Annotated in this window: 26 protein-coding genes; 12 read left to right on the top strand and 14 right to left on the bottom strand. The window is 55.4% G+C overall.

The annotated features are described in order from the left end of the window. Nucleotides 1-78: 78 nt before the first annotated feature. Nucleotides 79-1,227 carry a hypothetical protein gene (locus OES20_10715; GenBank protein MDH3635168.1) on the top strand — a complete coding sequence of 383 codons (1,149 nt, stop codon included), beginning with the start codon at nucleotides 79-81 and terminating at the stop codon, nucleotides 1,225-1,227. Between the two features lie 9 nt (nucleotides 1,228-1,236). On the opposite strand, the gene OES20_10710 is transcribed toward OES20_10715, so the two are convergent. From OES20_10710 to OES20_10690, 5 genes are all read right to left on the bottom strand, one after another. Further along, nucleotides 1,237-1,815 (bottom strand): sarcosine oxidase subunit gamma, encoded by a 579-nt coding sequence (locus tag OES20_10710; protein ID MDH3635167.1) that lies wholly within the window; start codon nucleotides 1,813-1,815, stop codon nucleotides 1,237-1,239. Further along, the gene (locus tag OES20_10705) at nucleotides 1,808-4,816 is read right to left on the bottom strand and encodes a sarcosine oxidase subunit alpha family protein (GenBank protein MDH3635166.1); all 3,009 of its coding nucleotides are present in this window, start codon (nucleotides 4,814-4,816) and stop codon (nucleotides 1,808-1,810) included. Before OES20_10705 ends, OES20_10710 begins: the two co-directional genes overlap by 8 nt. Beyond that, nucleotides 4,813-5,094: a sarcosine oxidase subunit delta gene (locus OES20_10700; GenBank protein MDH3635165.1), complete on the bottom strand. Its 282-nt coding sequence runs from the start codon at nucleotides 5,092-5,094 to the stop codon at nucleotides 4,813-4,815. Before OES20_10700 ends, OES20_10705 begins: the two co-directional genes overlap by 4 nt. A 12-nt stretch (nucleotides 5,095-5,106) precedes the next feature. After that, nucleotides 5,107-6,357 carry a sarcosine oxidase subunit beta family protein gene (locus OES20_10695; GenBank protein MDH3635164.1) on the bottom strand — a complete coding sequence of 417 codons (1,251 nt, stop codon included), beginning with the start codon at nucleotides 6,355-6,357 and terminating at the stop codon, nucleotides 5,107-5,109. Nucleotides 6,358-6,506: 149 nt separating this feature from the next. Then, nucleotides 6,507-6,698 (bottom strand): hypothetical protein, encoded by a 192-nt coding sequence (locus OES20_10690; GenBank protein MDH3635163.1) that lies wholly within the window; start codon nucleotides 6,696-6,698, stop codon nucleotides 6,507-6,509. Here OES20_10690 and OES20_10685 point away from each other — a divergent pair. Both OES20_10685 and OES20_10680 read left to right on the top strand, forming a co-directional pair. Further along, the gene (locus OES20_10685) at nucleotides 6,607-7,443 is read left to right on the top strand and encodes a DMT family transporter (protein ID MDH3635162.1); all 837 of its coding nucleotides are present in this window, start codon (nucleotides 6,607-6,609) and stop codon (nucleotides 7,441-7,443) included. The genes OES20_10690 and OES20_10685 overlap by 92 nt on opposite strands. Nucleotides 7,444-7,600: 157 nt before the next feature. Continuing rightward, nucleotides 7,601-8,872, top strand: coding sequence for an aminotransferase class I/II-fold pyridoxal phosphate-dependent enzyme (locus OES20_10680; GenBank protein ID MDH3635161.1), 1,272 nt, complete (start codon nucleotides 7,601-7,603; stop codon nucleotides 8,870-8,872). Between the two features lie 140 nt (nucleotides 8,873-9,012). On the opposite strand, the gene OES20_10675 is transcribed toward OES20_10680, so the two are convergent. Next, a complete protein-coding gene (locus tag OES20_10675; protein MDH3635160.1) occupies nucleotides 9,013-9,441 on the bottom strand; it encodes a CBS domain-containing protein in 429 nt (142 codons plus the stop codon). Nucleotides 9,442-9,744: 303 nt separating this feature from the next. Between OES20_10675 and OES20_10670 the strand changes: the two genes are divergently transcribed. The 4 genes from OES20_10670 (at nucleotide 9,745) to OES20_10655 (ending at nucleotide 15,613) form a co-directional block, all read left to right on the top strand. After that, complete coding sequence (locus OES20_10670; GenBank protein MDH3635159.1) at nucleotides 9,745-12,309, top strand: FAD-dependent oxidoreductase; 2,565 nt, start codon at nucleotides 9,745-9,747, stop codon at nucleotides 12,307-12,309. A 260-nt stretch (nucleotides 12,310-12,569) separates the two neighbouring features. Further along, a complete protein-coding gene (locus OES20_10665) occupies nucleotides 12,570-13,220 on the top strand; it encodes a c-type cytochrome (GenBank protein MDH3635158.1) in 651 nt (216 codons plus the stop codon). Nucleotides 13,221-13,231: 11 nt separating this feature from the next. Continuing rightward, nucleotides 13,232-14,587, top strand: a complete 1,356-nt coding sequence (locus OES20_10660; protein ID MDH3635157.1) for an NAD(P)/FAD-dependent oxidoreductase — start codon at nucleotides 13,232-13,234, stop codon at nucleotides 14,585-14,587. Nucleotides 14,588-14,695: 108 nt separating this feature from the next. Next, nucleotides 14,696-15,613, top strand: a complete 918-nt coding sequence (locus OES20_10655) for a rhodanese-like domain-containing protein (protein MDH3635156.1) — start codon at nucleotides 14,696-14,698, stop codon at nucleotides 15,611-15,613. A gap of 52 nt (nucleotides 15,614-15,665) precedes the next feature. Here OES20_10655 and OES20_10650 read toward each other — a convergent pair whose 3' ends face one another. After that, on the bottom strand, nucleotides 15,666-16,373 hold the full coding sequence (locus OES20_10650) for a cytochrome c (protein MDH3635155.1): 708 nt from the start codon (nucleotides 16,371-16,373) through the stop codon (nucleotides 15,666-15,668). A gap of 336 nt (nucleotides 16,374-16,709) precedes the next feature. On the opposite strand from OES20_10650, the gene OES20_10645 reads away from it, so the two are divergent. From OES20_10645 to OES20_10630, 4 genes are all read left to right on the top strand, one after another. Beyond that, entirely contained in the window at nucleotides 16,710-17,417 is a 708-nt protein-coding gene (locus OES20_10645) for a hypothetical protein (GenBank protein ID MDH3635154.1), read from the top strand. 60 nt (nucleotides 17,418-17,477) lie between these two features. Next, nucleotides 17,478-17,834, top strand: a complete 357-nt coding sequence (locus OES20_10640) for a c-type cytochrome (protein ID MDH3635153.1) — start codon at nucleotides 17,478-17,480, stop codon at nucleotides 17,832-17,834. Between the two features lie 11 nt (nucleotides 17,835-17,845). Further along, nucleotides 17,846-18,370 (top strand): hypothetical protein, encoded by a 525-nt coding sequence (locus OES20_10635; GenBank protein MDH3635152.1) that lies wholly within the window; start codon nucleotides 17,846-17,848, stop codon nucleotides 18,368-18,370. 152 nt (nucleotides 18,371-18,522) lie between these two features. Next, nucleotides 18,523-19,122 carry a c-type cytochrome gene (locus OES20_10630; GenBank protein ID MDH3635151.1) on the top strand — a complete coding sequence of 200 codons (600 nt, stop codon included), beginning with the start codon at nucleotides 18,523-18,525 and terminating at the stop codon, nucleotides 19,120-19,122. Between the two features lie 15 nt (nucleotides 19,123-19,137). Here OES20_10630 and OES20_10625 read toward each other — a convergent pair whose 3' ends face one another. The 7 genes from OES20_10625 to OES20_10595 all read right to left on the bottom strand — a co-directional run bounded on the left by OES20_10625 (nucleotide 19,138) and on the right by OES20_10595 (nucleotide 23,766). Then, nucleotides 19,138-19,653: a TlpA family protein disulfide reductase gene (locus tag OES20_10625; GenBank protein ID MDH3635150.1), complete on the bottom strand. Its 516-nt coding sequence runs from the start codon at nucleotides 19,651-19,653 to the stop codon at nucleotides 19,138-19,140. A gap of 2 nt (nucleotides 19,654-19,655) precedes the next feature. Further along, nucleotides 19,656-20,390, bottom strand: a complete 735-nt coding sequence (locus OES20_10620; protein MDH3635149.1) for a hypothetical protein — start codon at nucleotides 20,388-20,390, stop codon at nucleotides 19,656-19,658. A gap of 117 nt (nucleotides 20,391-20,507) precedes the next feature. Continuing rightward, nucleotides 20,508-21,233, bottom strand: a complete 726-nt coding sequence (locus OES20_10615) for a DUF302 domain-containing protein (GenBank protein ID MDH3635148.1) — start codon at nucleotides 21,231-21,233, stop codon at nucleotides 20,508-20,510. Between the two features lie 31 nt (nucleotides 21,234-21,264). Continuing rightward, complete coding sequence (soxZ, locus tag OES20_10610) at nucleotides 21,265-21,579, bottom strand: thiosulfate oxidation carrier complex protein SoxZ (GenBank protein MDH3635147.1); 315 nt, start codon at nucleotides 21,577-21,579, stop codon at nucleotides 21,265-21,267. 29 nt (nucleotides 21,580-21,608) lie between these two features. After that, on the bottom strand, nucleotides 21,609-22,076 hold the full coding sequence (gene soxY, locus OES20_10605) for a thiosulfate oxidation carrier protein SoxY (GenBank protein MDH3635146.1): 468 nt from the start codon (nucleotides 22,074-22,076) through the stop codon (nucleotides 21,609-21,611). A 73-nt stretch (nucleotides 22,077-22,149) separates the two neighbouring features. Continuing rightward, nucleotides 22,150-23,433 carry an NAD(P)/FAD-dependent oxidoreductase gene (locus tag OES20_10600; GenBank protein MDH3635145.1) on the bottom strand — a complete coding sequence of 428 codons (1,284 nt, stop codon included), beginning with the start codon at nucleotides 23,431-23,433 and terminating at the stop codon, nucleotides 22,150-22,152. A gap of 15 nt (nucleotides 23,434-23,448) precedes the next feature. Then, nucleotides 23,449-23,766: a cytochrome C gene (locus tag OES20_10595; protein ID MDH3635144.1), complete on the bottom strand. Its 318-nt coding sequence runs from the start codon at nucleotides 23,764-23,766 to the stop codon at nucleotides 23,449-23,451. 547 nt (nucleotides 23,767-24,313) lie between these two features. On the opposite strand from OES20_10595, the gene OES20_10590 reads away from it, so the two are divergent. Next, nucleotides 24,314-25,921 carry an ABC transporter substrate-binding protein gene (locus tag OES20_10590; GenBank protein ID MDH3635143.1) on the top strand — a complete coding sequence of 536 codons (1,608 nt, stop codon included), beginning with the start codon at nucleotides 24,314-24,316 and terminating at the stop codon, nucleotides 25,919-25,921. Nucleotides 25,922-25,951: the final 30 nt, after the last annotated feature.

The following is a 25,951-nucleotide window of genomic DNA, read 5'->3' as shown; positions in this document are numbered from 1 at the left end:
ATGCGGTAGTCAGTTGCATAATACAATTCCCTGTAGCAGCATGCACCTTCGTAGCTTGACATCCAGGTAGCTAGGGAAATGAACCCGAAAAACACTGGCCGCCTATCAAAACCGGCCTTCGTACTCACCGCGGTTATGCTGCTTGCCTGCGGGCGCGATTTGTCTGCGAGCGAATCGGACCTCTGGACATATGCCCATATCCCGTTGTCGGATTCGTCGGCACTGGTTAGCGTACAGTTGCAAAAATCGCTCCAGACCGTGATCAATACGATCAATGCCAGGCCGATTGAGGAGCTCCATTCGCTTGACGACACCGCGCTGGAATTCGCTTTCTTTACCGAGTTCAAATCCCGCTATATTCGCGACGTGGCCTGGGGCATGTTCGAGAAGTGTATCGGCACCAACAACTGCTCCGACTGGCCTCAGTTTGAACGCATCCAGATGTATCCCGAGGAAAGCATCTACTATGCCGCCAGGTGGCGTTTCATCCCGTCCAGGTTTCATCTCGCCTCGGTGGTCCAGGTCTGTGGGATTCGTATGGGTGCCGACAAGTTAACCCATTTTTTTGACGATGCTTTTCACTATTTCAACGCGCTGCGCAGCAAGCGCAATAAATTCGAGCCTGACGATATCAGGCAACTATCGCTGACTTTCGAAGAAACTTACATGGGGACTCGCCTCACCGGAATTGTCAGTTACGCCGATATCGAGGCCAACCTGGCAGGGGTGCAATTTTACAGCGATTTCTTTACCGGAAACTCACCCATGATTGGACGCGATCAAGATGGGCGCCTGAAGCTGATAAGAAAACCCGATATCTGCAATTATGTTTCCGAAGGGTATGACGAACGCATATTGCCCAACGAGTTTACCTATAGCCTGCTGGATACCACCCGGGCCCGACAACGCACGCAGGACCTGCAAAGAATTATCGCCGCTCGCGCAAAATATTCGGCGTCCCAGGCGAGCGCACTGAGTGCGCAGGAACTGCACGCGCAGAAGACTATGATCCTCGCGCGGCGCATACCGATGACCCGCTGGCAGAGTGATTTTCCAAAGATACGCATGGTCGGGCATGCCGCCGGAATGACCACCCAGTGGATTTTCGATTCGAACTTTCGTCAAGTATCGAACCTGTTCGGATTTGATCCCCTGAAACCACACAAGCTTGACGATCGAATACCGATCAATATTCGACGGGTTGAATCGACCTATTCTACCGAGTAATTACACGGACTACTCGAAAGCGATTGCGGCATCCTGCAGCCACAACAGCAGGTAATCGGCAAAACTGCGACGAATAATGACCTCGAACCCGGAATTATCGGCCAGCGGCGATAGTGTCATCCCGGCTTTGGCGAGTCGAGTCTGTGCGCACTGTCCGGGCTTGAATTCACGGGGATGCAAATCCAGCGGGCAGTCGGTCGCCAGTAATGCGGCCGCGTTCTCGCCAGTAATATGGAGCATGGTTAATCCACTTGAGTTATCAACAACCGAACAAAAAGCATCGCCGAAGGCAGACAGCAGGTCAGCCTTTAACTGGCCTTGCATCCCGGCCGGCGTCACGATCAACCATTCATCCGGACCCAGCCAGTATATTCGAGTTTCCTTCGAAGCTACCACGGTATTGGCTTTCGTGGGTGGCTCACAGCCCAGTACCTTCAAAACACCGGCGAGGAACCGGGTATCGTCGGATCGACCCCGCAGGTTGATGTAACCCAGGAAAGGCTTCTCTTCGATCCGGGGTGCATTTCCGACCGGCTCACCCAGTTCAACCTGTACCAGGGGACTTTCCTGCTGGAAAAGATCAGGCATTCTGCCTGGCTCCTTCCTTGTCGTAAAATACGGGATCGGTAATCTCGGCCTTGATTACCCGGCCATTGGAGAGCGGCGCGTACACGGTTTCACCCATGCGATGATGCCCGCCCTTTACCAGTGCCAACGCAATCGAATGGCCGCAACAGGCACTGTAGTAACTCGAGCTCACGTGGCCCACCATCGGTACCGGCACCGGCGCCCGCGGATCATTGACCAGCTGGGCGCCTTCCGGAATAACCGTCTGGGGATCTTCAGTCACCAGGCCGACGAGCTGCTTACGATCCTTGCGCACCGTGTCCGGTCGGCTCAGCGAACGTTTGCCGAGAAAGTCGTCCTTGGTTTTCGATAAGGCCCAGCCGAGTCCCAGGTCTTCAACCGTAATCGAACCGTCGGTGTCCTGCCCGACGATGACGTAGCCTTTTTCGGCGCGCAGCACGTGCATGGTTTCGGTGCCGTAAGGAGTGATATCAAAGGGTTCCCCCGCCTGCATCAACTTTTCCCACATGTAACGGCCTTGATTGGCCGGAATGTTGACCTCGTAGGCGAGCTCACCGGAGAAACTAATGCGATTCACACGGCATTCGACATCTCCGATGGTGCCGGTTCTTGACGCCATAAACGGAAACGCGGGCGCGGAGAAGTCGATATTCTCGCATACCGCAGAAACGACATCGCGACTCTTCGGGCCCACCACGGCGGCCGTCGCCCAGTGATCGGTTACCGAGGTCAGAAAAACCTGCATCTCTGGCCATTCGGTTTGCAGCCAGCGCTCCATCCACGCGAGCACGCCCGCGGCACCACCGGTGGTGGTGTGCATGAAGAAATGATCCTCGGCGATTCGTATGGTTACACCATCATCCATGACCATGCCGTCTTCACCGAGCATGAAGCCATATCGGCCCTTGTCGACCTCGAGTTTCGCCCAGTTATTGGTATAAATCATTTCGAGGAACCTGGCCGAATCGGGCCCTTTGATTTCTATCTTGCCGAGGGTCGACGCATCGAGAATTCCGACGCTTGCGCGCACCGCGAGACACTCGCGATTCACCGCCGCATGCAGGTCCTCCCCGGACTCTGGGTAATACCACGGCCGTTTCCATTGCCCGACATCCTCAAACATTGCGCCGTTTTCCTCGTGCCAGGCGTGCATTGCGGTCTTGCGCACCGGATCGAATAGCTTGTCGCCCAGGTTTTGTCCGGCGAAAGCGCCGAAGCTGATCGGCGTATAGTTCGGGCGGTAAGTCGTGGTACCGGTAGCGGCGATGCTTTGTCCCATGGTTTTGGCCAGGATAGCCATACCATTGATATTGCCGAGCTTGCCCTGGTCGGTGCCAAAACCCATCGCGGTATAACGTTTCACGTGTTCGACGGATTGAAATCCTTCGCGTACCGCGAGTTCGATATCTGCTGAACCGACATCATTTTGCATGTCGATGAAAGCCTTGGGACCACGCCCTCGGGTGTACGGAGATGGTGCAGTCCACAATGGCAGCATTGCCTCGCTGTCCAATACTTTGGCAGACGGTGCAGTCATGGTCTCGTCGAAATCACAGGCTGCCGCGGCCTTGTTACCGGCTTCGGTTCCTTCCTCGAGGCATCCGGCCAGGTCGAGACTGCCGTTGGCCGCACCTGCCGCGAACTGCGGTTGCGTCGCCGCACCCGGGAGAAACATCGCCCTGGCCTCGTCCCATACCGGTTTTGCACCGGACTGTGCGTTCAGGTGCACCACCGGACTCCAGCCACCGGAAACAGCGAGCAGATCGCAGCCGAGTGATTTGACATTGCCACTCACGGACGAACCGTCCGCCGACAGGCGCATAACCTGCACCGAGTGCAGACGCTTGCGGCCAGCAGTATCAACCACGAGGCTTCCATTGATAACCTGAATACCAGCATCGCGCACGGTGTTGGCGACCTCGCTGGCGGATTCGTTGCGTGCATCGATCACGGCAACCACGTCCACCCCGGCCGCTTTCAGATCGAGCGCTGTCTGGTAAGCGCTGTCATTATTGGTAAAGACAATGGCCTGTTTACCCGGTTTTACCGCGTAGCGATTGGCGTAGGTCGATACCGCGGAGGCCAGCATAATTCCGGGGCGATCATTATTGGCAAATATCAGCGGACGTTCGGCCGCACCTGTCGCGAGCACCACCTGCCGAGCCCTGACCTGCCACAGTTTCTCGCGCCCACCGCTGCGTGCGTTAACGGGCAAGTGGTCGCTAAGGCGCTGATTGATGGTCAGGAAGTTGTAATCATGGTAACCAAACACCGTGCTGCGAGATAACAGCGTAACTTCCGGCATACTGTCCAGTTCCGCCACCGCGCTTTCGATCCACCGGCTGGCAGCGATGCCGTCGATCTGGGCCATACTGGAAAGTGTCAAGCCACCCGGCTCGGATTGTTCGTCGGCGATGATCACGCGCGCGCCGGCGCGACCAGCTGCAAGCGCTGCCGAGAGGCCCGCAACACCGCCACCAACGACCAACACATCACAATGCTGGTGGGTATGCTCGTATCGGTCGGGGTCATTTTCTCGCGGCGTTTCACCGAGACCCGATGCCTTGCGAATGAAATGCTCGTATTTCATCCACATCGATTTCGGCCACATGAAAGTCTTGTAATAAAAGCCAGCCGGCATCAGGCGGCTGAACCAGCTGTTGATTGACAGAAAATCAAATTCCAGGCTGGGCCAGCAATTGACGCTGCGGGCGTCGAGGTCCTGGTATAGCTCTACCTGCGTGCCACGTGCATTCGGAATGGTACGATTACCCTTTTCCAACTGGAAAATCGCGTTCGGCTCTTCCGAGCCTGCGCTCATGACACCGCGGGGGCGATGATATTTCCAGCTGCGCCCAACCAGGTGCACGCCATTGGCAAGCAGCGCCGAGCACAGCGTATCCCCCGCCAGCCCGGTATAGGGCTTACCGTTAAAGGTAAACGCGATCTCCTGCTCGCGATCGACGCGTCCACCCTGTTCAATTCGAAATGGCTGGCTCATTTGTCCCCGCCAGGAGGCCTTTCGCCGATCTTATAGGTAGCGCTGATCCGGTACGTCACGGTATCGCGTTCAGCGTTGAAGTAGCGGCGGCAACCGGCGGCGTGCAGCCATTGCTCACGGTGTGCTCCCTTTGGATTCTTGCGCATGAACAGGTAGTCGGCCCATTCCTCGTCGCTTAACTTTTCGGTTTCGAGCGGTCGCGCGATATGTGCTTCACCCGCACAAGAAAACTCGGTCTCATCACGTTCGCCGCACCAGGGGCATTCGATCAATAACATGTCGCAGGTCTCCTAGTGCGCAACACCGGCAGCGCCGTGCTCATCGATCAGGAACCCGCTGACGAAACGATCCAGCGCAAAGGCCCGGTTGAGCTCATGGGGTTCGCCGGTTGCGACATTGTGGGCAAACACCCAACCGGAACCCGGGGTGGCCTTGAAACCACCGGTGCCCCAGCCGCAATTGAAATAAAGCCCCTTGACCGGGGTATTTCCGATGATCGGGCAGGCGTCGGGCGCGGTATCGACGATACCCCCCCACTGGCGGTTCATCCGCACGCGCTTGAAGATGGGGAACATTTCGCAAATCGCCGCAACCGTATGTTCAATCGTCGGGAAACTACCACGCTGGCCATAGCCATTGTAGCTGTCGATGCCGGCACCGATGACGAGATCACCCTTATCGGACTGACTGATATAACCATGTACGGCATTTGACATGATGACGGTGTTGATAACCGGCTTGATCGGCTCGGATACGAGCGCTTGCAGCGGATGACTTTCGATCGGCATACGAAAACCGGCCATGTCCGCCAGCACCGAGCAATGTCCGGCAACAACCACGGCAACCTTTTTCGCCTTGATCTTGCCGCGCGTGGTTTCGACCCCGGTGACCGCCCCGTTTTTCTGGCGGATTGCGGTGACCTCGCAATTCTGAATGATATCAACGCCACGTAGATCGGCTCCGCGAGCAAATCCCCAGGCCACGGCGTCGTGGCGGGCGATGCCACCGCGCGGTTGAAACGAAGCACCCAGGATCGGGTAACGGCAACCCTGGTCGATGTTGATTTCGGGTATGGCGCGCTTGATCTCTTCAGGGGTAACTACATGCCCATCGATGCCATTCAGGCGATTGGCGTTGACGCGCCGCTGTATGTCGCGCATGTCCTGCAAATTATGACCGAGGTTATAAACCCCGCGCTGGCTGAACATGACGTTGTAGTTCAAATCCTGGCTCAGGCCTTCCCAAAGCTGCATCGATTTTTCATACAGATGCGCAGATTCATCCCACAGGTAATTAGAGCGCACGATCGTGGTGTTGCGGCCCGTGTTACCGCCGCCGATCCAGCCTTTTTCCAGCACCGCGACATTGGTGATGCCGTGCTCCTTGGCGAGATAGTAAGCGGTCGCAAGCCCGTGGCCACCGCCACCGATGACCAGTACGTCATATTCCGATTTAGGCTCCGGACTACGCCAGACGGCAGCCCAGTTTTCATGGTAACTGATCGCGTTTCGTACCAGTGCAAAAATTGAGTACTTGCTCATTCATTTACCCGGATTTTCGAGGCGCGTAGCATATCAAGCCTGCCAACAGCGGGTAAAGCAAAAAGCAACGGGAGCGCTCGAGGGGTCGGATAAAGCTAAATCAGTGGCGCATTTGATACAGGCCCTCCCGGTTCCCGAAAACAGGTTATTCAACTAGACTGCAGGCCTCGCTTTTCGAATTCAAACCTTCCGATGATCCACAGGAATTCTACTGCCAGCGCAATGGCGATGATGATCACCGCCATGCTAATGCTGCCCGGTATCGATGCGATTGCAAAATGGCTATCCGGATCGGTTTCCTCGGGACAGGTTACCTGGAGCCGCTTTTTCTTCCAGATCATACTGATGTCTCCCCTGCTGCTGAGAACGCGCGGACCGTGGTTAACGTCGGCCCTGGTACTGCATGCCGTGCGCGGTTCGCTGATCGCGCTGGCGACGCTGTTTTTTTTCTCCGGGCTTGCGTATCTGCCCCTGGCCGATGCGATCTCGATCTTCTTTATCGAACCACTACTGGTCACCTTGCTGTCAGCCCTGTTTTTCAAGGAAGCAATCCACTGGCGTCGCATAACAGCCATCAGTTTCGGATTTGTCGGTGCGTTGATCATTATTCGTCCCACCTTTAGCGAAGTCGGATACGCGGTGCTGTACCCGGTTGCGGCGGCGTTTTGTTTTTCATTTTATATCGTGCTGACGCGCAAACTGGTCAGGCATGAGGACCCGATTCGGTTGCAGTTCTTCGCCGGTATATTCGGCTGCCTGATCATGACTGTCGCGCTAGCGTACGGCACCAGCCAACAGGTTACGATACTGACCGCCGCCTGGCCGACAGCCCATCAATGGGCACTACTCGGCGCGCTCGGGCTCATTGCAACAGTCTGCCACCTGCTCGTTGTCTACGCCTATCGGCAGGCCTCGATCGGCATACTGGCGCCGTTTCAGTATGTTGAAATCATCGGTGCGACGGTGCTTGGTTTGCTCATTTTCAACGAATTTCCCGATGCCGTAACCTGGGCAGGGGTGGCGATCATAGTAGGATCGGGAATGTACGTATTTCATCGCGAAGCGAAACTGGCCGCCAACGCTTAAGAACGATCGGGATTGCCTCACCACCGGTCGGAATATTGCCCGCCTCCCGCCAAATAACAAAAGCTGTCCGCGGCCGAGTTGCAGATACCCGAGATAGGGTTTAAATTAGCTGCGGGATATACATTCACAACCATAAAAATTCAAAGGGGAGAATAAAATGGAAATCGAAACCAAAGCAGTGCATTCGGGCTATAGCCCGGATCCCACAACCAACGCCGTTGCTGTTCCGATTTACCAGACCACGGCCTATGCATTCGATAACACCCAGCATGGCGCCGATCTGTTCAATCTCGCGGTTCTCGGCAATATTTACACCCGTATCATGAATCCGACCAACGATGTACTGGAACAGCGCATCGCCGATATGGAAGGTGGCGTTGCCGGCCTGGCACTGGCATCGGGCCAGGCAGCGACGACATACGCGATTCAAACCATCGCCGAGGCCGGTGACAACTTCATCAGCATGTCCACGCTTTATGGTGGCACTTATAACCTGTTTGCCCACACCTTTCCACAAATGGGCATCGGGGTGCGCTTCGCTGATCCCGAGAAGCTCGATGACATGGTGGCTCTCATCGATGACAAGACCAAGGCGGTGTATTGCGAATCACTGGGTAATCCTGCCGGCAACATTGTCGACATCGCCAGGGTTTGTGAAATTGCCCATGCACACGGGGTTCCGGTCATTGTCGACAATACCGTACCGTCACCCTATCTTTGTCGACCGATCGAACATGGCGCAGATATCGTGGTGCATTCACTGACCAAGTATATCGGCGGGCATGGCACCATCATCGGTGGCATCATCGTTGATTCCAATAATTTCGACTGGGTAGCGAACAAGGACCGATTCAGGCGTTTAAACGAGCCGGATGTTTCTTATCACGGAGTTGTTTATACCGAGACAGGACTACCGCCTTATATCTTACGCGCACGGGTGGTGCCACTGCGCAACATGGGTGCGTCGCTGGCGCCGATGAATGCCTTCCTCGCGCTGCAGGGACTGGAAACGCTACCGCTACGCATGGATCGAATTTGTGAGAATACACTCACTGTGGCAAAGCACCTCGAGGGTAAATCCGGGGTCGAATGGGTGCGCTATGCTGGCCTGGAAAGCAGTCCGCATAAAGCACTCACCGACAAGTACTTGGGTGGCAAGGCCTCCGGAATACTGTCGTTTGGTATCAACGGTGGTATCGAAGCGGGGACCAGGTTCATCGATGCGCTGCAATTAATAACTCGGCTGGTCAACATCGGTGATGCCAAGTCGCTGGCCTGTCACCCGGCATCGACCACGCATCGACAGCTGGCAGACGACGAACTGGCGGCTTCGGGCGTAACGCCAGACCTCGTGCGCCTTTCGATCGGCATCGAGAACGTCAAGGATATTATTGCGGACATCGACCAGGCGCTAGACGCTGCGAAGTAACAAGCCTTTGCGGAAATCACCCTGGGCGATTTCCGCAAAAGATTACCCAAGGGCCATTCGATAGTGGATCCCGCGGTCAAGTCGCGGGATGACATTGTGCTGCAAAAGCCGCGACAGCTTCGCTTAACTGCGAATCAGAATCAGGTTGCGATGTACTGGCGCAGCGCCTCGGCTTCGGACTGCACTTCCATGATCCTGCACTTGACGAGATCGCCGATACTGATAAATCCAACCAGTTCATCGCCATCGAATACGGGCAGATGCCGGATGCGCCGATCGGTCATCATCGCCATGGCCTCGTTAACCGTGTCACTAGGAGAGCAACGGATGACGTCCCGGGTCATCAGTTCTGACACCGCCACGTCGTGCAGGTCGGCACCATGCGGTGCCATGCCGCCGACGATGTCTCGTTCCGATAGGATGCCGGCGATTTCACCAGCCTGATCCTCGACCAGTAGCGCTCCAATTTTGTTTTCGGTGAGTGCGAGCGCGGCTTCGGCAATACTTTTATCTGACCCGATTTTAACGATTTCATGGCCTTTGCCACGTATCAATTCAGCTAGTTTCATTTAACTTACCCCAGGTATGAATTGGTTTAGTTAATCCCGATCTTGCAACCGGAACCCATATAATAAGCTAATTTGGATTACGTTGCGTGATCAATATCATCGACACAATTGATTGGGGCCTATCTGTGGTTGGTGCGATTCAGCCAGATTTCAGATGCGACACGCTCGGACAGCGCCGCGACTTCCCGACCTCAAAATGGTTGGAGAAGTGGAAATCGGGTGTTTATACTTCCCGGTCCCTGCGGCAGATAAGTATACTTTTGGCAATGTCGGCACCGGCCGGCTGCCATCGGGAGAATAGCAATGGCACAATTTCCAGATAAATCCAACGTCGTCATTATCGGCCTCGGCGGTATTGTCGGCGCCTCGGTGATGCATCACCTCGTCGAACGCGGCTGGGAAGACATTGTCGGTATCGACAAGACGTCGGTTCCGACCGATTGCGGCTCAACCTCGCATGCGTCCGATTTCTGCTATGCCACCGATCACAGCAAGTTCACCTGCTATACCACGCATTACAGCATCGAATTCTTCGACCAGATGGGCCATTACGACCGTGTCGGCGGTCTCGAGGTAGCACGTGTGGGCGACGACGACCGCATGATGGAACTCAAGCGCAAGGTCGCTTCCGGCAAGGCCTTCGGCACCAACGTGAAAATGATCAGCGCGGCGGAAGCCAAGCAACTGTTTCCGCTGCTCGAAGAGGACATGATCCAGGGTGCGATGTGGGACCCCGACGCCGGCCTGGTGAAACCCCGCTCGCAGACGGTTGCCGGTATCCTGGTCGATAACGCGGTCAAAACCGGCAAAGCGCAATCCTTTGCCAACACCAACGCGACTGGGCTCGATATAAAGGCAGGCCGCATCGTCGGCGTCGAAACCAGCCGCGGCTATATTGCCGCCAACCACGTCATTGTGTGTACCGGACTATGGGGTCGTACTATCGCCGAAATGGCTGGTGAAGATCTGCCCGTCATGCCGGTCGATCACCCGCTCTCCTTCTTCGCCCCTTACACCGAATTTGAAGGTACCGGCAAGGACATCGGTTACCCGCTGCTGCGCGACCAGGGCAACTCGGCCTATATGCGCGACACCGGCGACCCGACAACACCGGAAGGCGGCCAGATCGAGTGGGGTTACTACGAGGAAAAGGAGCCCCGCCTGGTGCATCCGCGTGACCTTCCCGAAAAAGGCGAGACCCACTGGTCGCCGTCGCAGCGTGATCTCGAACTCGAGCAGATCATGGAGCCACTGGAGCGCGCGATGGAATTGACCCCGATCCTCGGCGAAATCGGCTACAACGAGAAACACTCGTTCAACGGCCTGCTGCAGGTGACTTCCGACGGCGGACCGTCGATTGGCGAATCATCGCAAACCCGTGGGCTCTGGTACGCGATCGCGGTCTGGGTCAAGGATGCCCCCGGTATCGCCAAGGTGCTGGTTGACTGGATGACCGACGGCGTCGCCGAGATGGATTACTTCGGTATCGACACTGCGCGTCACTATCCGATTCAGAAAACACCGTCTTATATTTACGATCGCTGTTTTGAATCCGCGTTCAAAATTTACAACCCGGCCGTGCACAACCGTGAACCCTACACCAAGGGCCGCAACCTGCGCCGCAGCCCCTTCTGGGCGCGCGAGCAGGAACTGGGGGGCTACTTCATGGAACTGTCCGGCTGGGAGCGCGCACACGGTTATGCTTCCAACGAACACCTGCTCGAGAAATACGGCGACAAGGTGCCCGTACGCGAGCATGAATGGGACAATCGCCACTTCTGGCGCGTATCCAATGCCGAGCAACTGGCGATGTCGGAAAACGTCGGCATGATCAACCTGTCGCATTTCGCCGTGTACGATGTCATTGGCCCTGACGCCGAGACTCTGATGGAGTATGCCTGTGTCGCCAGGGTCGGCGGCGATACCGCCATCGGCAAGGGGGTTTACACACATTTCCTCGACAAGCGCGGCGGCGTGCGGGCCGACCTCACGGTGATTCGCCATGCCAAAGACCGTTTTCGGGTGATCGATGGCGCCGATGCCGGCCACCGCGATTACATCTGGCTCAAACGCATGGCCGAAGATAACAACTGGAATGTCTATATCGACGATCGCTCGGATCACATGGCCTGCCTCGGCGTGTGGGGACCGAACGCGCGCAAGGCCATCCAGGCGATCGCGGACGATCCAGCCGCCTGGAAAGATGAAAACTTTGCGTTCGCCGCAACCCGGCAACTCACCCTCAAAGGCATCCCGGTCGAGGCTTTCCGCATCTCCTACGTCGGTGAACAGGGCTGGGAACTGCACGTGGCGTTCAGTTACGGCATGTCGCTCTGGGACCTGGTCTATGCACAGGGCGCGACACCGGTCGGGATTGAAACCTATGCCAACAGCCGGCGCATGGAAAAGAGCCTGCGGCTGCAGAACGCCGACCTGCTGACCGAGTATAACCTGTACGAAGCGGGCCTCGCGCGCGCCGTGGTCAAGCAGGCAGATTTCCACGGCAAGGCGCCCTACCTCGAGCAGCGCGAGCTTAAAACCCAGGCCGCCTACCTGTGCACGTTGGTCATGCCCGACAACGTGGATTCGAACGGTATCGCTCGCTATCCCGTGGGTCAGCTGCCGCTGATGGACCCCGAGACAGGCGAAGTGCCGATCGATTCAAAGGGTCGTCGCTCTTACATCACTAGCATCGCCTACGGTCCAAACCTTGGCAAGAATATCGGGCTCGGCTACCTGCCCCACGAGTATTGCCAGGAAGGCCGTGAGCTGGTTACGGAATACCTCGGTGAACAGTTTCCGATGAGGATCGAGGCGGTCGGCTACAAGCCGCTCTACGACCCGGAAAACACGCTACCACGATCCTGACAGGCACGAATAAAGCGATGGTGGGGTGAGCGTTATTCGCTTCGACATCTTTGTCTCTGAGGATTCGATCCGAAATGCGGGTTAACTATCGTTTAAGGGGTATGACGGACAATCGCCCAATCCCTGACGCCGATCAATCGATACATCGGCAACTTCCCTAGAATTTGTTGTGAATATTAGCTTAAACCGGGGAAATTCGGCCACCGTTGATGAACAGGATATGTCTAACGCTTTGCCATAGCCTTTGCATACTTGTATTGGTGTTTTCATCGAAACTGGTTGCTACCGAACCGATTCGCGTGGTGCTCGAATTCATACCCGACCACGACAATGGTCGTCGCAGTTTCGAAATCTGCGCGCGCTGCCACCTGCCCGAGGCCTGGGGTAACGACGACGGCACCTATCCACAAATCGCCGGTCAGCACGTCAACGTACTTATGAAACAATTGCTCGATATACGCAGCGGGCGCCGCGACAACCCGTCAATGCAGCCGTTCGTGCAGGAGCGCACCATCGGCGGTTACCAGAACCTGAGCGACGTGGTTGCCTATATTTCGACGCTGCCGATGAACCCGGCGCACAACCGCGGACCCTGGCCCGGGGACAGCGACGAATACGAATCCGGTAAAAAGCTCTACCTGCAATACTGCAGTAGCTGCCACGGGCAGTCCGGCGAGGGTAACAACGAGCTGTCCTATCCGCGCCTGCAGGGACAGCACTATACCTACATGAAACGCCAGGCCCGCCTGGCGCGCGACCGCCTGCGCCGGGTCGGGCCGGTGATGGCCAACCTGTTCACGACGCTGTCGGAACAGGATTTCGACCAGGTGTTGAATTACGTATCGCATCTGCCGGTGCCGGCATCCGATCTCGCGCCCGATACGGCCTGGCGTAATCCCGATTTCAAATGAAGGCCCCAAAGATGAAAATAAACACTAATCTCGAGCGGCGTAGATTTCTGCAAGCCTCCGGCGTCGCGCTCGCGGCAACCACGGTTAGCACCAACGTCGCGACGGGTGCGGATAAGAACGAAATACAGCAGGCGCCCGCGCTCAACAGCCTGTTGCGCAAGGCCACTTTGCCACGGGCCCGGGGGCAACGCGTCGTGGTCGTTGGTGGTGGCTGGTCGGGACTGACGATGGCGAAGTACCTGCGCCGTTTCAATCCCGGCTTTGACGTGCTGTTGATCGACCGCCAGTCGGCATTCGTATCCTTTCCAATTAGCAATTCATGGCTCGCCGACCAGGTCGATCTCGATTTTCTGAGTCACAGTTTTTTCGATGCCGCGAATAACCACGATTACCACTTCATGCAGGCAACCGTACTCGGTTTCGACCGCGAGACCCGCCGCGTCTACACCGAAAAAGGCTTCGTCGACTACGACTATCTCGTGCTCGCACCCGGTATCGAATACGACTACGCGCGTATTGGGGTCGAGGATACCGAGTCGCAAAACCTGCTGTTTCACCGCTATCCCGGCGGTTTTGTCTCAAGCTCGGAACTGTTGACAATCAAGCGCAAGATTCACCGCTTCAACGGCGGCACATTTCTGCTCAACGTACCCAATGGTGACTTTCGCTGTACTGCCGCACCCTACGAGCGCGCCTGCATGATAGCAGCGTTGTTCAAGCGCCAGCGCGTTCGCGCAAAAATTCTGCTGCTCGACATGAATGCCGAAATCCGCATCAAGAAACACGGTTTTGCGCGCGCCTTCGCCGAACTCTACGGCGATTACATCGAGTATCTGTCGAGTTCCGAGATCAGCAACGTCGACATTGAAAGGCGCCGCGTCGAAACCGAGTTCGACGAGTACGATTTCGATGACGCGATTATTTACCCGCCGGTGCGCGCGTCGCGCCTGATCGAGGATAACGGCATCGCCAGCCCGATCAGCTCGCAAAAGGCGGCCAATACCGACCCGTTTCGTTATCACCTGCTCGACGACGAACGCGTTTACGTGACCGGCGATTCGCGTTCACAACCTTTTTCAAAGGGTGGGCATACCGCGCACTCGGAAGCACAGTATGTCGCCGAGGTGATCGCCGCACACGCCCTCGACAAGGAGGTGCGCTGGCGCAGTCCACAAACCATGTGTTTTTCCGCGGTCGACATAGAACCACTGCGCGCGATGAGCATCATTACCTACTACAAGTTCAGCGACCAAACCGGCGAGTTCGCGTTCGACCGTACGCATTTGATCGAGCGCTGGGATACGCAGGGTGGGCAGGCCAGCCTGGCCTGGGCCGAGGGCATGTACCGCGACATGTTTTACAGTTAAGTCGGTCTAGTGACAGGCCGCACCTGATCCTGATGGTTTTAATTGATTAAGGTCATGGTTGCGTCCCCCAGACTCAGCATCATTGTATTATTGAAATGAGGTGTTGTTATGAAGAAATTAGTGATGCTGGTAATGCTTGGCCTTTTTTATGGGTCACGATTGGCCGCGGCCGAACTACCCGGGCCGCTGATCACAGGCGAATGGCTGGTCGATAATATCGACGAGGTTTTGGTCCTCGATGTGCGCAAGGATATTGAGAGCTTCGCTGACGGGCATATCCCGGGCGCGATACTCGTCAACGTGAAGGAGATCCGCATCGAGCGTGAGATCAATGACAAGAACATGACGCGGATGCGGCCAGATCCCGCCGGCTTCGAAAAATTCATGCGCGCGCACGGGGTTAATAATGACAGCACGGTGGTTTTAACGCATCTCGGCAAAACCTCCGGGCAGGTCACCGGTGCCGCGCGCCTGTATTGGCAGATGAAATATTTTGGTTTCGACCGGGTAGCGTTGCTCGATGGCGGCAATCCGGGCTGGGTCGCCTCGCTCGAAGAGCTGGTTACCGAAGTAGCCGTGGTAACGCCCGGTAATTACGTGGTTGGCGATGAAAAGCCGGACGTGGTGGCGACCATGGAGCAGGTTCGGGCAGCGCTGCAGGATGATGCGGTGACGCTGATCGATACGCGTGAGCTACGCTATCATGTCGGTCTCGAAAAGAAGGATTACGTATACGCCCCCGGGCATATTCCAGGCTCACGCAATATGCCGTATAAGTTTCTGAATCCGATGAAAGGTGGCAATCGTTACTTCGACCGCGAATCTTACCTAAATCTGCTCGATTCGCTACGCATCGATACTGGCGATAGCCTGATCCTGTACTGCAACAGCGGATATGAAGCTTCATCAGCCTGGTTCGTGTTGCGCGAAATAGTCGGCAAGCAGGACGTCAAGTTGTACGACGGTTCGCTGCACCAGTGGACGCAGTACAAAACCAACCCGATGACCACCCGCCTGGCCGACTAATCTTGCAGGCCGGTAAAAAACGGTTCATGCCTTAGCCAGGGACCGGCCGCTATTATTCCTTCGGCAGGGTTTGCACGTAAGACAGAATATCAACTCCGACCTGAAGACCAAACGCATGCATCGCCGGCATCTCGGAATCCGGCTGGCCATTCATGATCTTCTGGATCGTCTCCCAGGGATTTTTGTTCGAAAGTGCGCCGAGCGGAGGCATTCCCTCCGGTTCCGTGCCAGATTCTGCATGGCAGTTAGCGCAGACAGTATTGTAAATAGACTCACCCTTGGCGCGGTCACCATTTTTGGCCATTCTCGATTTACGATCGATTACCGCGTCGATATCGAATTGCCCCTTGGTCAGGAAATTGGCCAGATCGTCGAAATCCTGCTGACTCATCTTGCCGGCAAATCCGTGAGTCGAGTCTTTCAACGCCGCAATCACTTTGGCGTTTGCGGCACCCTGCAGTTGCGTGAGTCCACCGATGCCGGTTTTGTACGAACCCGATGCATAGGCACCATCCTTGCCCATTAAATCCCAGCCGTGACAGGATTTGCAGCGATGGGTCGTGGCGCCCTTCTTTTTAGTGTTGGATGCAGGCCAGGCCGGATGCGTGCCATCAGGCTTGGCGGCACCGATAACCGCGTACCATTTATCGTATAACTTTCCACCGCGTACAATCGACGAAACTTCATCGGCATAGGCAAGTTGTGAACAGGTTATAAATGTAAAAGCAAGAAGCCAGCTGGCGATTTGTTTGATATGCATTAACGTTTCCCCCGGTTGATATTGAGTCGTTTTAAATTGACAACTTCTTTGGATAAAGTCTTATGTTCTTATTATCTGCTAACTCGAGACAATTGCTGGTTCCGTTTCAGTTGACGCAGATCAATAAAAGCGAAGAAATTTTTGATGATTGCCGGACTGGATTTTCGCTCCAGCAGCAATTATGCGGTTGAACTATCCAATCCTAGTTCCTTCGGCAGGTAACCATATATCTTGCGGGGTATTTATCTGGCTTCCAACAACGTTTAAAGTAAAAAGCTGTCAATCGTGACGTTGTCAAATAAGATTGCGTCTGTTGAGGTTTTGCTGGAGGTCCCCATGATCAGGAAAATATTTGCACCCCTCGCATTGATTAGCGCGCTGTGGGCGGCACCGCCGATAACTTCTTTGTACTTTACATTACCGACGGGTACCGCCGCGGCCCAGGCGCAGCCCGTTACCCCCAACTGGTTCGACCCGTCAACCTGGATGGCGATGCCAGGGGCGACGACGATGCCGAGTATGCCAGGCGCTCCGTTGCAGATGAATTTGGCGACACCGGGTGGGTGGTCGGCTTTCATGCGCCCCAGCACCTATGGAGCCTTCATGAACCCGGCAACCTATGGACAATTCATGACACCGCAGTTCTACATGCAATTCGCCAATCCCAACAACTGGATGAGCTGGATGAATCCGGCGTCTTACATGACCTTTATGAATCCCTCTACCTATATGGCGATGATGAATCCGATGGAGTACATGACCTTCATGAATCCCTCTACCTATATGCAGTTGATGAATCCCGGGAATTACGCGATGTACATGAATCCCGCGACTTACATGCAATGGATGAATCCGGCGGCTTATTCGTTGCCAACAACGGCCCAGGCGCCGGCGTACAACTGGTTTGATCCCAATGCCTGGAATCCGATGATGCAACCGGGACAGGCACCTGGCCAGGCACCCCAGGGGCAGTCATTTTTTAATCCATTCGATCCATCGACCTACATGCCGCGATCGCAGGCCGAGCCCGAATCCGGCCAGTGATCAAACCGGAATATTGCAGCGGACCAATGTAACAGTCGAGATAAGGCAGCGAGAAGACGCATGAACCATCATTTACGCAACTGGTTACTAGGGCTCGGCGCCAGCCTGGCGCTATTAATGGGATCGGCATTTGCCGAGGAGCAACCCTCAACCGAGCGCTTGAAAGAAGGCTGGACCGTATTTAATCGCACCTGCACGGTCTGCCACTGGCCGGGCGTAGGTGGCGCACCTCGGATCGGCGATAAAAATGCCTGGAAAGACCGTATCGATAGCGGCAGGACGGTTTTGTATCGTCACGCGATCAATGGCTGGACCGGCGCTTCCGGTAAACGAATGCCGGCGCGTGGCGGTAACTGGAATCTCACCGACGACCAGGTCAGGGCCGCGGTCGACTATATCATCCACAATTCACGGTGATGGCCTTCACTATGATCAAGCTTAACCAATTGTTTCATTCAACGCAGAGTACGGGTTTAGCCGGTGGTTTATTTCTTGTGTTGCTGGTAACGGTATTGGCCAGCAATCCGTTGCAGGCGCAAGACCAACAGGCAGCGTCCGACACCGACGAAGTTAACCGGGCCGCTCAAACCATAGCCAAAACGATGGATCCCAACTCCTGGGCCATGATGATGACGATGTCGATGGATCCGCGCATCTGGGCCAATCCGATCAGCAGCTGTGCGGCCTGTCATGACAACGAGGACGTAGGCCGCTATCAGCAATTCTTCGGCCCTTACGTCTCGGCGATGATGAATCCGATGACGATGGCTAATCCGCAAGCCTACAACGACATGATGGCGTCGATGCAGGACCCGAAAGCCGCCGAATATTGGCAACGCGCGGTCGAGGAGAAATACGGCCTCAATCCGGGTGATCCACTACCGGGCATGCACAGCTGGCCATGGGGCATGGTGCCCGGCACCCCGATGCCGCTGCCGATGCCCGCACAATAGAGTACCGCTTGTTTTCATCGGCGCCAAAGACCTGGGCCCGATTTACCTGACCGATGATTATCTCCCGGCTTACCTGATCGGGATCGGCAAGCTTGCATTATTATCGAGCATACATATGATAATTTTGATAAGAGATGATTTTGGTCCGGATCATGTACCGTGCTCTCGCTTATCTACTAACAGCCGGCCTTGCGATATTTACCGCTCCCGGGGCTGCCGAAGATTTTAGCGACCTGGTCAAACGTTGCGAGATCTGCCATGGGCAGGATGGTAACAGCGTGTTACCGATTTTTCCGAGTATCTCCGGTTTTTCCTACGAGGGATTTCTCTATACCATGGAAGAGTATCGTGAAAACGCGCGTATCGCGATTGAATTTCAGCGGCCCGGCGAGCCCGAGACCGTCATGAGGAATATCGCGCAGCAATTGAGCGGCGCGGATCTCAAGGGGCTGGCGAATTATTTTTCCAAGCGCAAATATATCCCAAGAAGTCAGGCGTTTAATCCGGAACTTGCCAGTCGCGGCGCAATTCTACACGAGAACCATTGCGAACGATGTCACCTGCAAAACGGCACCCAACCGGTAGATGACGCGCCCATCCTCGCCGGACAGTGGACGCCCTACCTGAGGTTGCAGTTCAACAATATTCAGAGCGGCAAACGCCTCGTGTCACGGCGCATGTCAAACCAGTTAAAAAAACTGGATCAGGCGGACATCGAGGCGCTGCTGAATTTCTATGCCTCGGCTAGTTAAGCCTGCTGGATGAATTTATTCTTCGCTCAGCGCGTTTAACCGGCTGACCATTTCATCCGAATCCCATTCGATTTCACCGTACAGCGTGAAGATGATTTTACCCCGCTTGTCGAGAATAAAATTTGCCGGAGCGGCAAAAACCTTCCATCGGCTCAGGGTGCTGCCATCGCTATCCATTAGCACTGGAAAGTCCACCGGCACTTCCTGTAAAAACTGCCGCACCTGCCCAGGTGATTCGGCCATGTTGACGGTGACGATTTTGAATGGCTTGCCTCGCATCTTTTTAATCAGCCGATTCATGGTCGGCATTTCGGTACGACAAGACGTGCAATAGGTAGCCCAGAACTGTATTAGCACGACGTTACCGCGATAGTCGGTCAATGAATGCTGCCGACCCTGCAAATCGGGTAATTCGATCTCGGGTGACGTCAAGTCACCCCAGTATTCTTTTAACTGACCTGTGGCAGCCTGTGCCTGCTGGCCCATTAAAACCAGCGACAGGCTAAATATCAGGTGACGGTAAAAATCCATTCTCAATTTGCTCCGAGTTTCTGCAAATTATCATGAATCAATGTATCGAGTTGGCGGGTCATTTCCCTCTCGGCCGGGGTCTGATAGTCGCGCAGATAAAAATAGCCGCGTACCCCGTCAATCAGATCGGTTTGCACCCGGCTGCCTGATTTTTTTAGCGTTGCTGCCAAATGCGGCAATCCCCAACGGTTGGGGGTACGTTCGCCTTCCAGTACCAAGATTGGGTGGATTGACAATCCGGCTTCATCGATATAAACCGGCTCGGAGCCGGGATCGGGCGTTGTTTTGTAAATTCGGGGGGTGATCAATAATGCGCCTTTCAGTTTCGAGTCCATTTGCTGCAATTTTTTATCGGCCAGGCCGCGGATTACCGGCACCGCGGCACGTGCACCGGCCAGCAAGAACAATCGCTCGGCACTCGTGTTGTCGATGATATGCTCGATAACGGCGACAACCTCTGCAGCTGGAATCCGAGCGATATTCGACGGCAGGGACGACTGGAAATGCGCACTTAACATATCGGGGAAATAAATCTGATAGCCCTTGCTTGCCAGCCTTCTTGCGATTGCAAACTCGATCGCATCCTCCCCTTGTCTGCAGGCAAACCAGATAATGCCGGTCTTCGCCGGTTCGCCGAACGTGACGATATCGATTTCGATTTCGTCATTGATTTCAAGGGTCGCGCGGCTTTCGGCCCGCGCGGTAAAAGCCAGTGTGGCGAGTAACAAGACACTCACGCAATATGCCAGCGAGCGGTGAAAAGCCAGTGCCTGCAAGCTGTCACCTTTCAAATAAATTAAAAATGATAATGGCATTACCTCGAGGCCATAACGCAAACCGCGATCATGCCTGCCTTACCAGTCTCCGGAGGCACCGGCCTGCATGATTTGCGTCATCGCATCACGGATACGGATTGCATCCTTGACCAGCTTCGGATCCAGCCGGGATCCCGGCTGCCAGGCGCGCGACAGCCAACTGACGTCCCAGTCAAGCGTCATCAACCAGATTTCGCCGGTGGCGTCTTCCATCACGGTAATCCGGCAGGGAATGAAAATGGAAAACTCAGGGCTGAAGTCGAGCATGCGCCGACCGACGTCGGCATCACAGAACTGGAGTATCTCGAGCCGCAGAGTCGGCAAACCCGAATAAGCGCTGACGTCCCTCCAGAATTCGTTATGTCCTACTTTCTTAAAGTTGACTTCGTTGGCCTTGAGTTCCATCGCCTCGACGACATCGTCGAAGGTCAATTCCGGATCAGCCTTGATTTTATCCGTCATGAAATTGAACAGATCACGCATCGACATGCTGCTCGCCGGGGTCATCATGTCGAAAAGCGCCTTTTTTTGCTCCCGTGGTATCGGCGGCATGACGCGATTCGATTGACGCATCAGCTGCTGGCGGCGAATTTTTTGCGCCTCCTCGGACAAGTCCTGGATCAGACGCGGACCAGACTCGAAATTGGGCGCAAGTTCCGCCGCCACGCTGGCCGGCAAATCCGTGCCCGAGCCTTGCTGAGCAAACCCGCTTCCGGGGTGGATAATAACCGCCAGCAATATAACCAAAAGTCCCGATTTACGCATAACTCTAGCCCCCCGGTAAACCCTGAAACGCCTACTTGACGACGCGTTCCACGGCGTCCGATTCGCCCCTGTTGTCTTCCCACTGCAAGGCGAGCGTATCACCCACCTTGACGTCGGCGATTTCGAACGATAGATAAGGATCTGCCGACACCCCGGGGCCAAGGTTGAGCGTGCCGACATGCTCGCCGTTGATCGAAAACTTCACGTATTTGACGTAGTGAATCGGGATCTTGTTGCCGTCAGAATCGAGCCGATTGCCCGTTTCCATCGGATGTTTGATTAAACAGGTAGCGCGGATACCGTTGTCCGTTATTTCCGTTTTGAGCCTTGTACGTCTTTTCGCCATAGTGCAAATTCCTCAGCAAAATCAATGCATCAACCACCGCAGCCGCCGATAGCAACTCGTACTTCCTGCGAGGTGACGTACCACTGGCCGCCTGATTTGACATATACCATGACGTTATCGGTGCCCGCCATTTTGATTCGCATTCTGAAGTAGTTGCCGGTACGAGGCGTGGTCTCGATGACGCTCAACAACGGTGTCGGGTTATTGGGCACCACCACGGCGATCGATTCGGGAGACGGCAGGGTGGTCGATACCTCGATTGGAACCACCGCGCCGTTTTCCGCCTGCAGCGGAGCATCGAGCTTGATCTGATCGCTGGCGGTGGCTTCGCGGGTACCCAGCACCTCCATCATCGCCGTGTCGACATCCCTGGCTAGAAACGCCGCGTCCGGCCTGGGTGCCGCATTCGCCAGCATCGAATTTAAAATACCACTGCCGCCGGCAACCCAGGTGACCGCAACTGCACATAGATTTTGCAATAAAGTTCGTCTTCTCATCGGCCCATTAACTACCTATTCAAATACGGAGTGGCGCGAACGCCACCCCTCTCATTACCAGATATCGATCAGCTCAACCGAACGTGTCGGAGGTGATTGACCTGTACCAGCCGCGGGCATACTTGGCCTCGTTCTTATGTACCCGATCCTTGTTGCCCACTTTACTGACGCCGCCGGAAACCTTGACGATGACCCCGTCTTTGAGGCGGTAAACTGCGGCCACCGAAATACCGTACCTGGGCCCGATCAGGCTGTAACAGGTGTTGGCATAGGTCGGCTCGGGCGGTGTATCTCCGGCAAGCATGGAAACAATCGCAGCGGCACAATTCTTCGCCTGCGACGCGGCGGAGTGGCCCGATTTGGGCATGGCGCCGGCAACACAAGCGTCCCCGATGATATGCACATCGCTGGCCTCGGCCGATTCAAAGGTGCCCATATTAACCGTGCACCAGCCATCCTTGTTGGTCAGGCCGGCGGTTTCGACCAGTTCACCCGCCTTTTGATACGGGATCAGGTTGATTACGTCGCCCTTGTACTCGTCGCCAAAATCGTTACGCAGGGTCATGGCGCCCGGATCCGCGCTTGTGATGACGCCACCGTCGGTATCCTTGATCCATTCGATCATGGTGCCGTATTCCTTTTTCCAGCCTTCGTGAAACGCAGCCTGCTTGGAATGGGTCGGATTGGCATCGACGATCAGAATTTTGGACTTCGGCTTGTTCGACTTGAGGTAATGCGCGATCAGGCTGGCGCGCTCATAGGGCCCGGGCGGACAGCGAAACGGCTTTTTCGGCGGCACGATTATGACGGTGCCGCCGTCACGCATGGCCTGTAACTGTTTTCTCAACAACAGCGTCTGTTCACCGGCTTTCCACGAGTGCGGCATTGCCTGTTGCACCGCCACCTGGTCATTTTCAATCGCACCCCACCTGAACGCGATACCCGGCGATACCACCAGCTTGTCAAATTTCATCGAACCGCCATACTTGAGGCTGATCGATTTGCCACCGGCATCGATAGCGGTGACCTCGTCATGCACCACATCGATACCCTGGGCGGCGATGTTGCCGTAGCCGTGAGTAATCTTGCTCATTTCCAGGTTACCCGCGAGCACCTCGTTGGAAAACGGGCAAGTGATATAGCTGGTATCGCGCTCGACCAGGGTAACGTCGAGTTTGGGCCCCCAGCGCTTTAAGTAGCGCGCGCAAGTTGCTCCACCGAAACCGCCACCGACGACAACCACTTTTCCGCTGGCTGCGGCCAGGGCTTCCATTGGCCAGACCAGGCTACCGAAACCGGTTACCGCGCCGGCAGCTCCGATTACCTTGAGAAAGTCTCTGCGATCATATGCTTTCATTGTCTTTCTCCTGAATTATTGTTTGCTGAAATATTCGGCGAGCAGCTTGAGCTCGGCCTCGGTATAACCCTGGGCGTGGCGATCCATGATGCTGGTTGGCTCTTCACCATTGGCGAAGGCCTGCATCAGATCGATGAAATCGTCGGGTTCCTCGCCGTTAATCCCGGGCATGGGCTTGGCGCCTTTACCATTGGTGCCGTGACAGGTGCTGCACATAGACGCCAGTAACTCGGCGCGCGGGACCGCATCGGCGGCATAACTCTGACTGGGACCAACGCCCCCTATTAGCAGGACGACAATCCCACTTGCTGCGATTTTAAGCAAACTGCTCATAACGGTGCTCCTCATTTTATGTTCATGGTTATTGTTGATTTAACCGTGTTCACCATTTCGATCAACGCTTTACGATTAAGATACTCATTAACATTAAAAATCCTATGGCTATTAAACTGCAAAACCAGCGTGCATCCTTGATGAAGATCAATTTCTCCGAAGATCTCACGCGCTCGGTTTATTCGGGTAGGAAGGTAAGAGGGAAAAAGAAAAAAGTGTCGGAGGTATTATTAAATGCTCCCTCCGTCACCTTATTTATTTGGGACGACCATTTTCAATCTGCTCTTAGTACCCGAAAAACAAGCTAGCTCGCAGTTAAAAACAGACGAAGTGGGGACAATAGACCAATATTTCCGGGCACAGTATGCTTATTTTCCGACCGCAGGATCTAAGGAATGGCATAGGGTGTGCTGAACCCTGAATTTAACCAGGAAGATATTTCTTCGATTCGATACGTGTTCGGGGTTATAATCGCCGGAGAAAGCGAGCGTGGTTGACATTGACGGCCTGTATCGCAACAAAAAATAGATCTCTACCGGAGGAGCACATGAACAGAGACGACGACATCAAATTTCTGCAACGACTGGTTACCGAAAACGGCCTGAGCCGCCGTAAATTCCTTTCCGCGGCAATGGCCATGGGCGTAGGAGCGATGGCGCCAGCTCTATACAGTGAAGCGGCCCGGGCCGCGCCGAAGAAAGGCGGCAGGCTCAGGCAGGGGCTGACCGGCGGCGCGACCAGTGATGTCATGGACCCGGGCCAGATCCTGGATTCCTACATGATCAACCTGCAGTTCGGCCAGTTACGTAACAACCTGACCGAGGTCGCGGCCAGTGGAGAACTAGTCGGGGAGCTGGCCGAGAGCTGGGAAGCCAACGCCGACGCTACCCAGTGGGTTTTCAATATTCGCAAGGGCGTGGAATTTCACAATGGTAAATCCCTGGATTCGCAGGACGTGGTGGATTCACTGAACCATCACCTGGGCGAGAAATCGACATCGGGTGCGGCCGGCATTCTCACCGGCGTCGATAATGTCAAGGCGGACGGGTCGAACAAGGTCATAGTGAGCCTCAAGGGCGGCGATGCCGATTTTCCGTTCATTCTCAGCGACTATCACGTCCTGATCTGTCCCTCAAACGGAGACGGCAGCATTGACTGGCAATCCGGCATCGGTACCGGCGGCTACTCCCTGGTGGAACACAAACCCGGCATTAACTCCTTGACGCGACGCAATCCCAACTACTGGAAACAAGGCAGGGCGCACTTCGACGAAATCGAGTCACTGGGGCTCGAAGACCCGTCAGCGCGTACCACCGCCCTGCGCACGGATGCGGTGGACTGTATCCAGAAAGTTGAATTGAAAACCGCGAGCCGGCTGGCCAAGCTGCCGGGCGTGAAAGTTATCGCCACCACGGGTAACAAGCAGATCACGCTGCCGATGCGCACGGACCTGGCGCCCTATGACAATAATCACGTGCGCATGGCACTCAAGCTGATCGTCCAACGCCAGGAGTGGCTCGACAAAATCGCATTTGGATACGGTGAGCTCGGCAACGACAATCCGATCGGCCCGGCCAACGTATATCGTGCGACCACCGAAGAACTACCGCAGCGGGAATACGATCCCGACAAGGCGAAGTGGCACTTGAAGCAGGCCGGAATGGACAGCCTTTCGGTGGAGTTCCACGCCGCGGATACCGCGTTCGCCGGTGCGGTCGACGCGGGACAGCTGATGCGCGAATCGGCCAAACCCGCCGGTATCAATATCGATGTGGTACGCCAACCCAATGACGGCTACTGGTCCGATGTGTGGTTGAAAAAGCCATGGTGTGGCTCCTACTGGAGCGGGCGGCCTACCGAAAACTGGATGTTTTCCCAGGTTTACTCGGCGGATGCCAAATGGAACGAAACTTTCTGGAAAAACGAGCGCTTCAACAAATTGCTCATCCAGGGCCGTGCCGAACTGAACCCGGAGAAACGACGCGAAATCTATGTCGAAATGCAGAAAATTGTGCACAACGATGGCGGCCTGATATTACCGCTGTTTCTCAGCGACGTGATGGCGGTGAATGACAAACTCGGCCTTCCCGAGCAGATCGGGAACGCCTGGGAACTGGACGGCATGAAGAACGCCGAACGGTGGTGGTTCCTCTGAGTTAAATCGGGTTTACTTTCAAATTAAGAG

The sequence above is a fragment of the Gammaproteobacteria bacterium genome, from assembly GCA_029862005.1.
In the GTDB taxonomy this organism is placed as follows: domain Bacteria; phylum Pseudomonadota; class Gammaproteobacteria.
This window is presented reverse-complemented; position numbering and strand designations above follow the sequence as displayed.

Excerpts from the sequence above, each read along its gene's own strand:
- OES20_10600 (MDH3635145.1), bottom strand. The coding sequence starts at position 23,433 with ATGAAAGCATATGATCGCAGAGACTTTCTCAAGGTAATCGGAGCTGCC.
- soxZ (MDH3635147.1), bottom strand. The coding sequence starts at position 21,579 with ATGGCGAAAAGACGTACAAGGCTCAAAACGGAAATAACGGACAACGGT.
- OES20_10690 (MDH3635163.1), bottom strand. The coding sequence starts at position 6,698 with ATGATCTGGAAGAAAAAGCGGCTCCAGGTAACCTGTCCCGAGGAAACC.
- OES20_10630 (MDH3635151.1), top strand. The coding sequence starts at position 18,523 with ATGTACCGTGCTCTCGCTTATCTACTAACAGCCGGCCTTGCGATATTT.
- OES20_10615 (MDH3635148.1), bottom strand. The coding sequence starts at position 21,233 with ATGCGTAAATCGGGACTTTTGGTTATATTGCTGGCGGTTATTATCCAC.
- OES20_10715 (MDH3635168.1), top strand. The coding sequence starts at position 79 with ATGAACCCGAAAAACACTGGCCGCCTATCAAAACCGGCCTTCGTACTC.
- OES20_10590 (MDH3635143.1), top strand. The coding sequence starts at position 24,314 with ATGAACAGAGACGACGACATCAAATTTCTGCAACGACTGGTTACCGAA.
- OES20_10635 (MDH3635152.1), top strand. The coding sequence starts at position 17,846 with ATGATCAAGCTTAACCAATTGTTTCATTCAACGCAGAGTACGGGTTTA.
- OES20_10670 (MDH3635159.1), top strand. The coding sequence starts at position 9,745 with ATGGCACAATTTCCAGATAAATCCAACGTCGTCATTATCGGCCTCGGC.
- OES20_10675 (MDH3635160.1), bottom strand. The coding sequence starts at position 9,441 with ATGAAACTAGCTGAATTGATACGTGGCAAAGGCCATGAAATCGTTAAA.
- OES20_10650 (MDH3635155.1), bottom strand. The coding sequence starts at position 16,373 with ATGCATATCAAACAAATCGCCAGCTGGCTTCTTGCTTTTACATTTATA.
- OES20_10595 (MDH3635144.1), bottom strand. The coding sequence starts at position 23,766 with ATGAGCAGTTTGCTTAAAATCGCAGCAAGTGGGATTGTCGTCCTGCTA.
- OES20_10660 (MDH3635157.1), top strand. The coding sequence starts at position 13,232 with ATGAAAATAAACACTAATCTCGAGCGGCGTAGATTTCTGCAAGCCTCC.
- OES20_10645 (MDH3635154.1), top strand. The coding sequence starts at position 16,710 with ATGATCAGGAAAATATTTGCACCCCTCGCATTGATTAGCGCGCTGTGG.
- OES20_10700 (MDH3635165.1), bottom strand. The coding sequence starts at position 5,094 with ATGTTATTGATCGAATGCCCCTGGTGCGGCGAACGTGATGAGACCGAG.
- OES20_10685 (MDH3635162.1), top strand. The coding sequence starts at position 6,607 with ATGCTGCCCGGTATCGATGCGATTGCAAAATGGCTATCCGGATCGGTT.
- OES20_10640 (MDH3635153.1), top strand. The coding sequence starts at position 17,478 with ATGAACCATCATTTACGCAACTGGTTACTAGGGCTCGGCGCCAGCCTG.
- soxY (MDH3635146.1), bottom strand. The coding sequence starts at position 22,076 with ATGAGAAGACGAACTTTATTGCAAAATCTATGTGCAGTTGCGGTCACC.
- OES20_10695 (MDH3635164.1), bottom strand. The coding sequence starts at position 6,357 with ATGAGCAAGTACTCAATTTTTGCACTGGTACGAAACGCGATCAGTTAC.
- OES20_10625 (MDH3635150.1), bottom strand. The coding sequence starts at position 19,653 with ATGGATTTTTACCGTCACCTGATATTTAGCCTGTCGCTGGTTTTAATG.
- OES20_10655 (MDH3635156.1), top strand. The coding sequence starts at position 14,696 with ATGAAGAAATTAGTGATGCTGGTAATGCTTGGCCTTTTTTATGGGTCA.
- OES20_10680 (MDH3635161.1), top strand. The coding sequence starts at position 7,601 with ATGGAAATCGAAACCAAAGCAGTGCATTCGGGCTATAGCCCGGATCCC.
- OES20_10710 (MDH3635167.1), bottom strand. The coding sequence starts at position 1,815 with ATGCCTGATCTTTTCCAGCAGGAAAGTCCCCTGGTACAGGTTGAACTG.
- OES20_10705 (MDH3635166.1), bottom strand. The coding sequence starts at position 4,816 with ATGAGCCAGCCATTTCGAATTGAACAGGGTGGACGCGTCGATCGCGAG.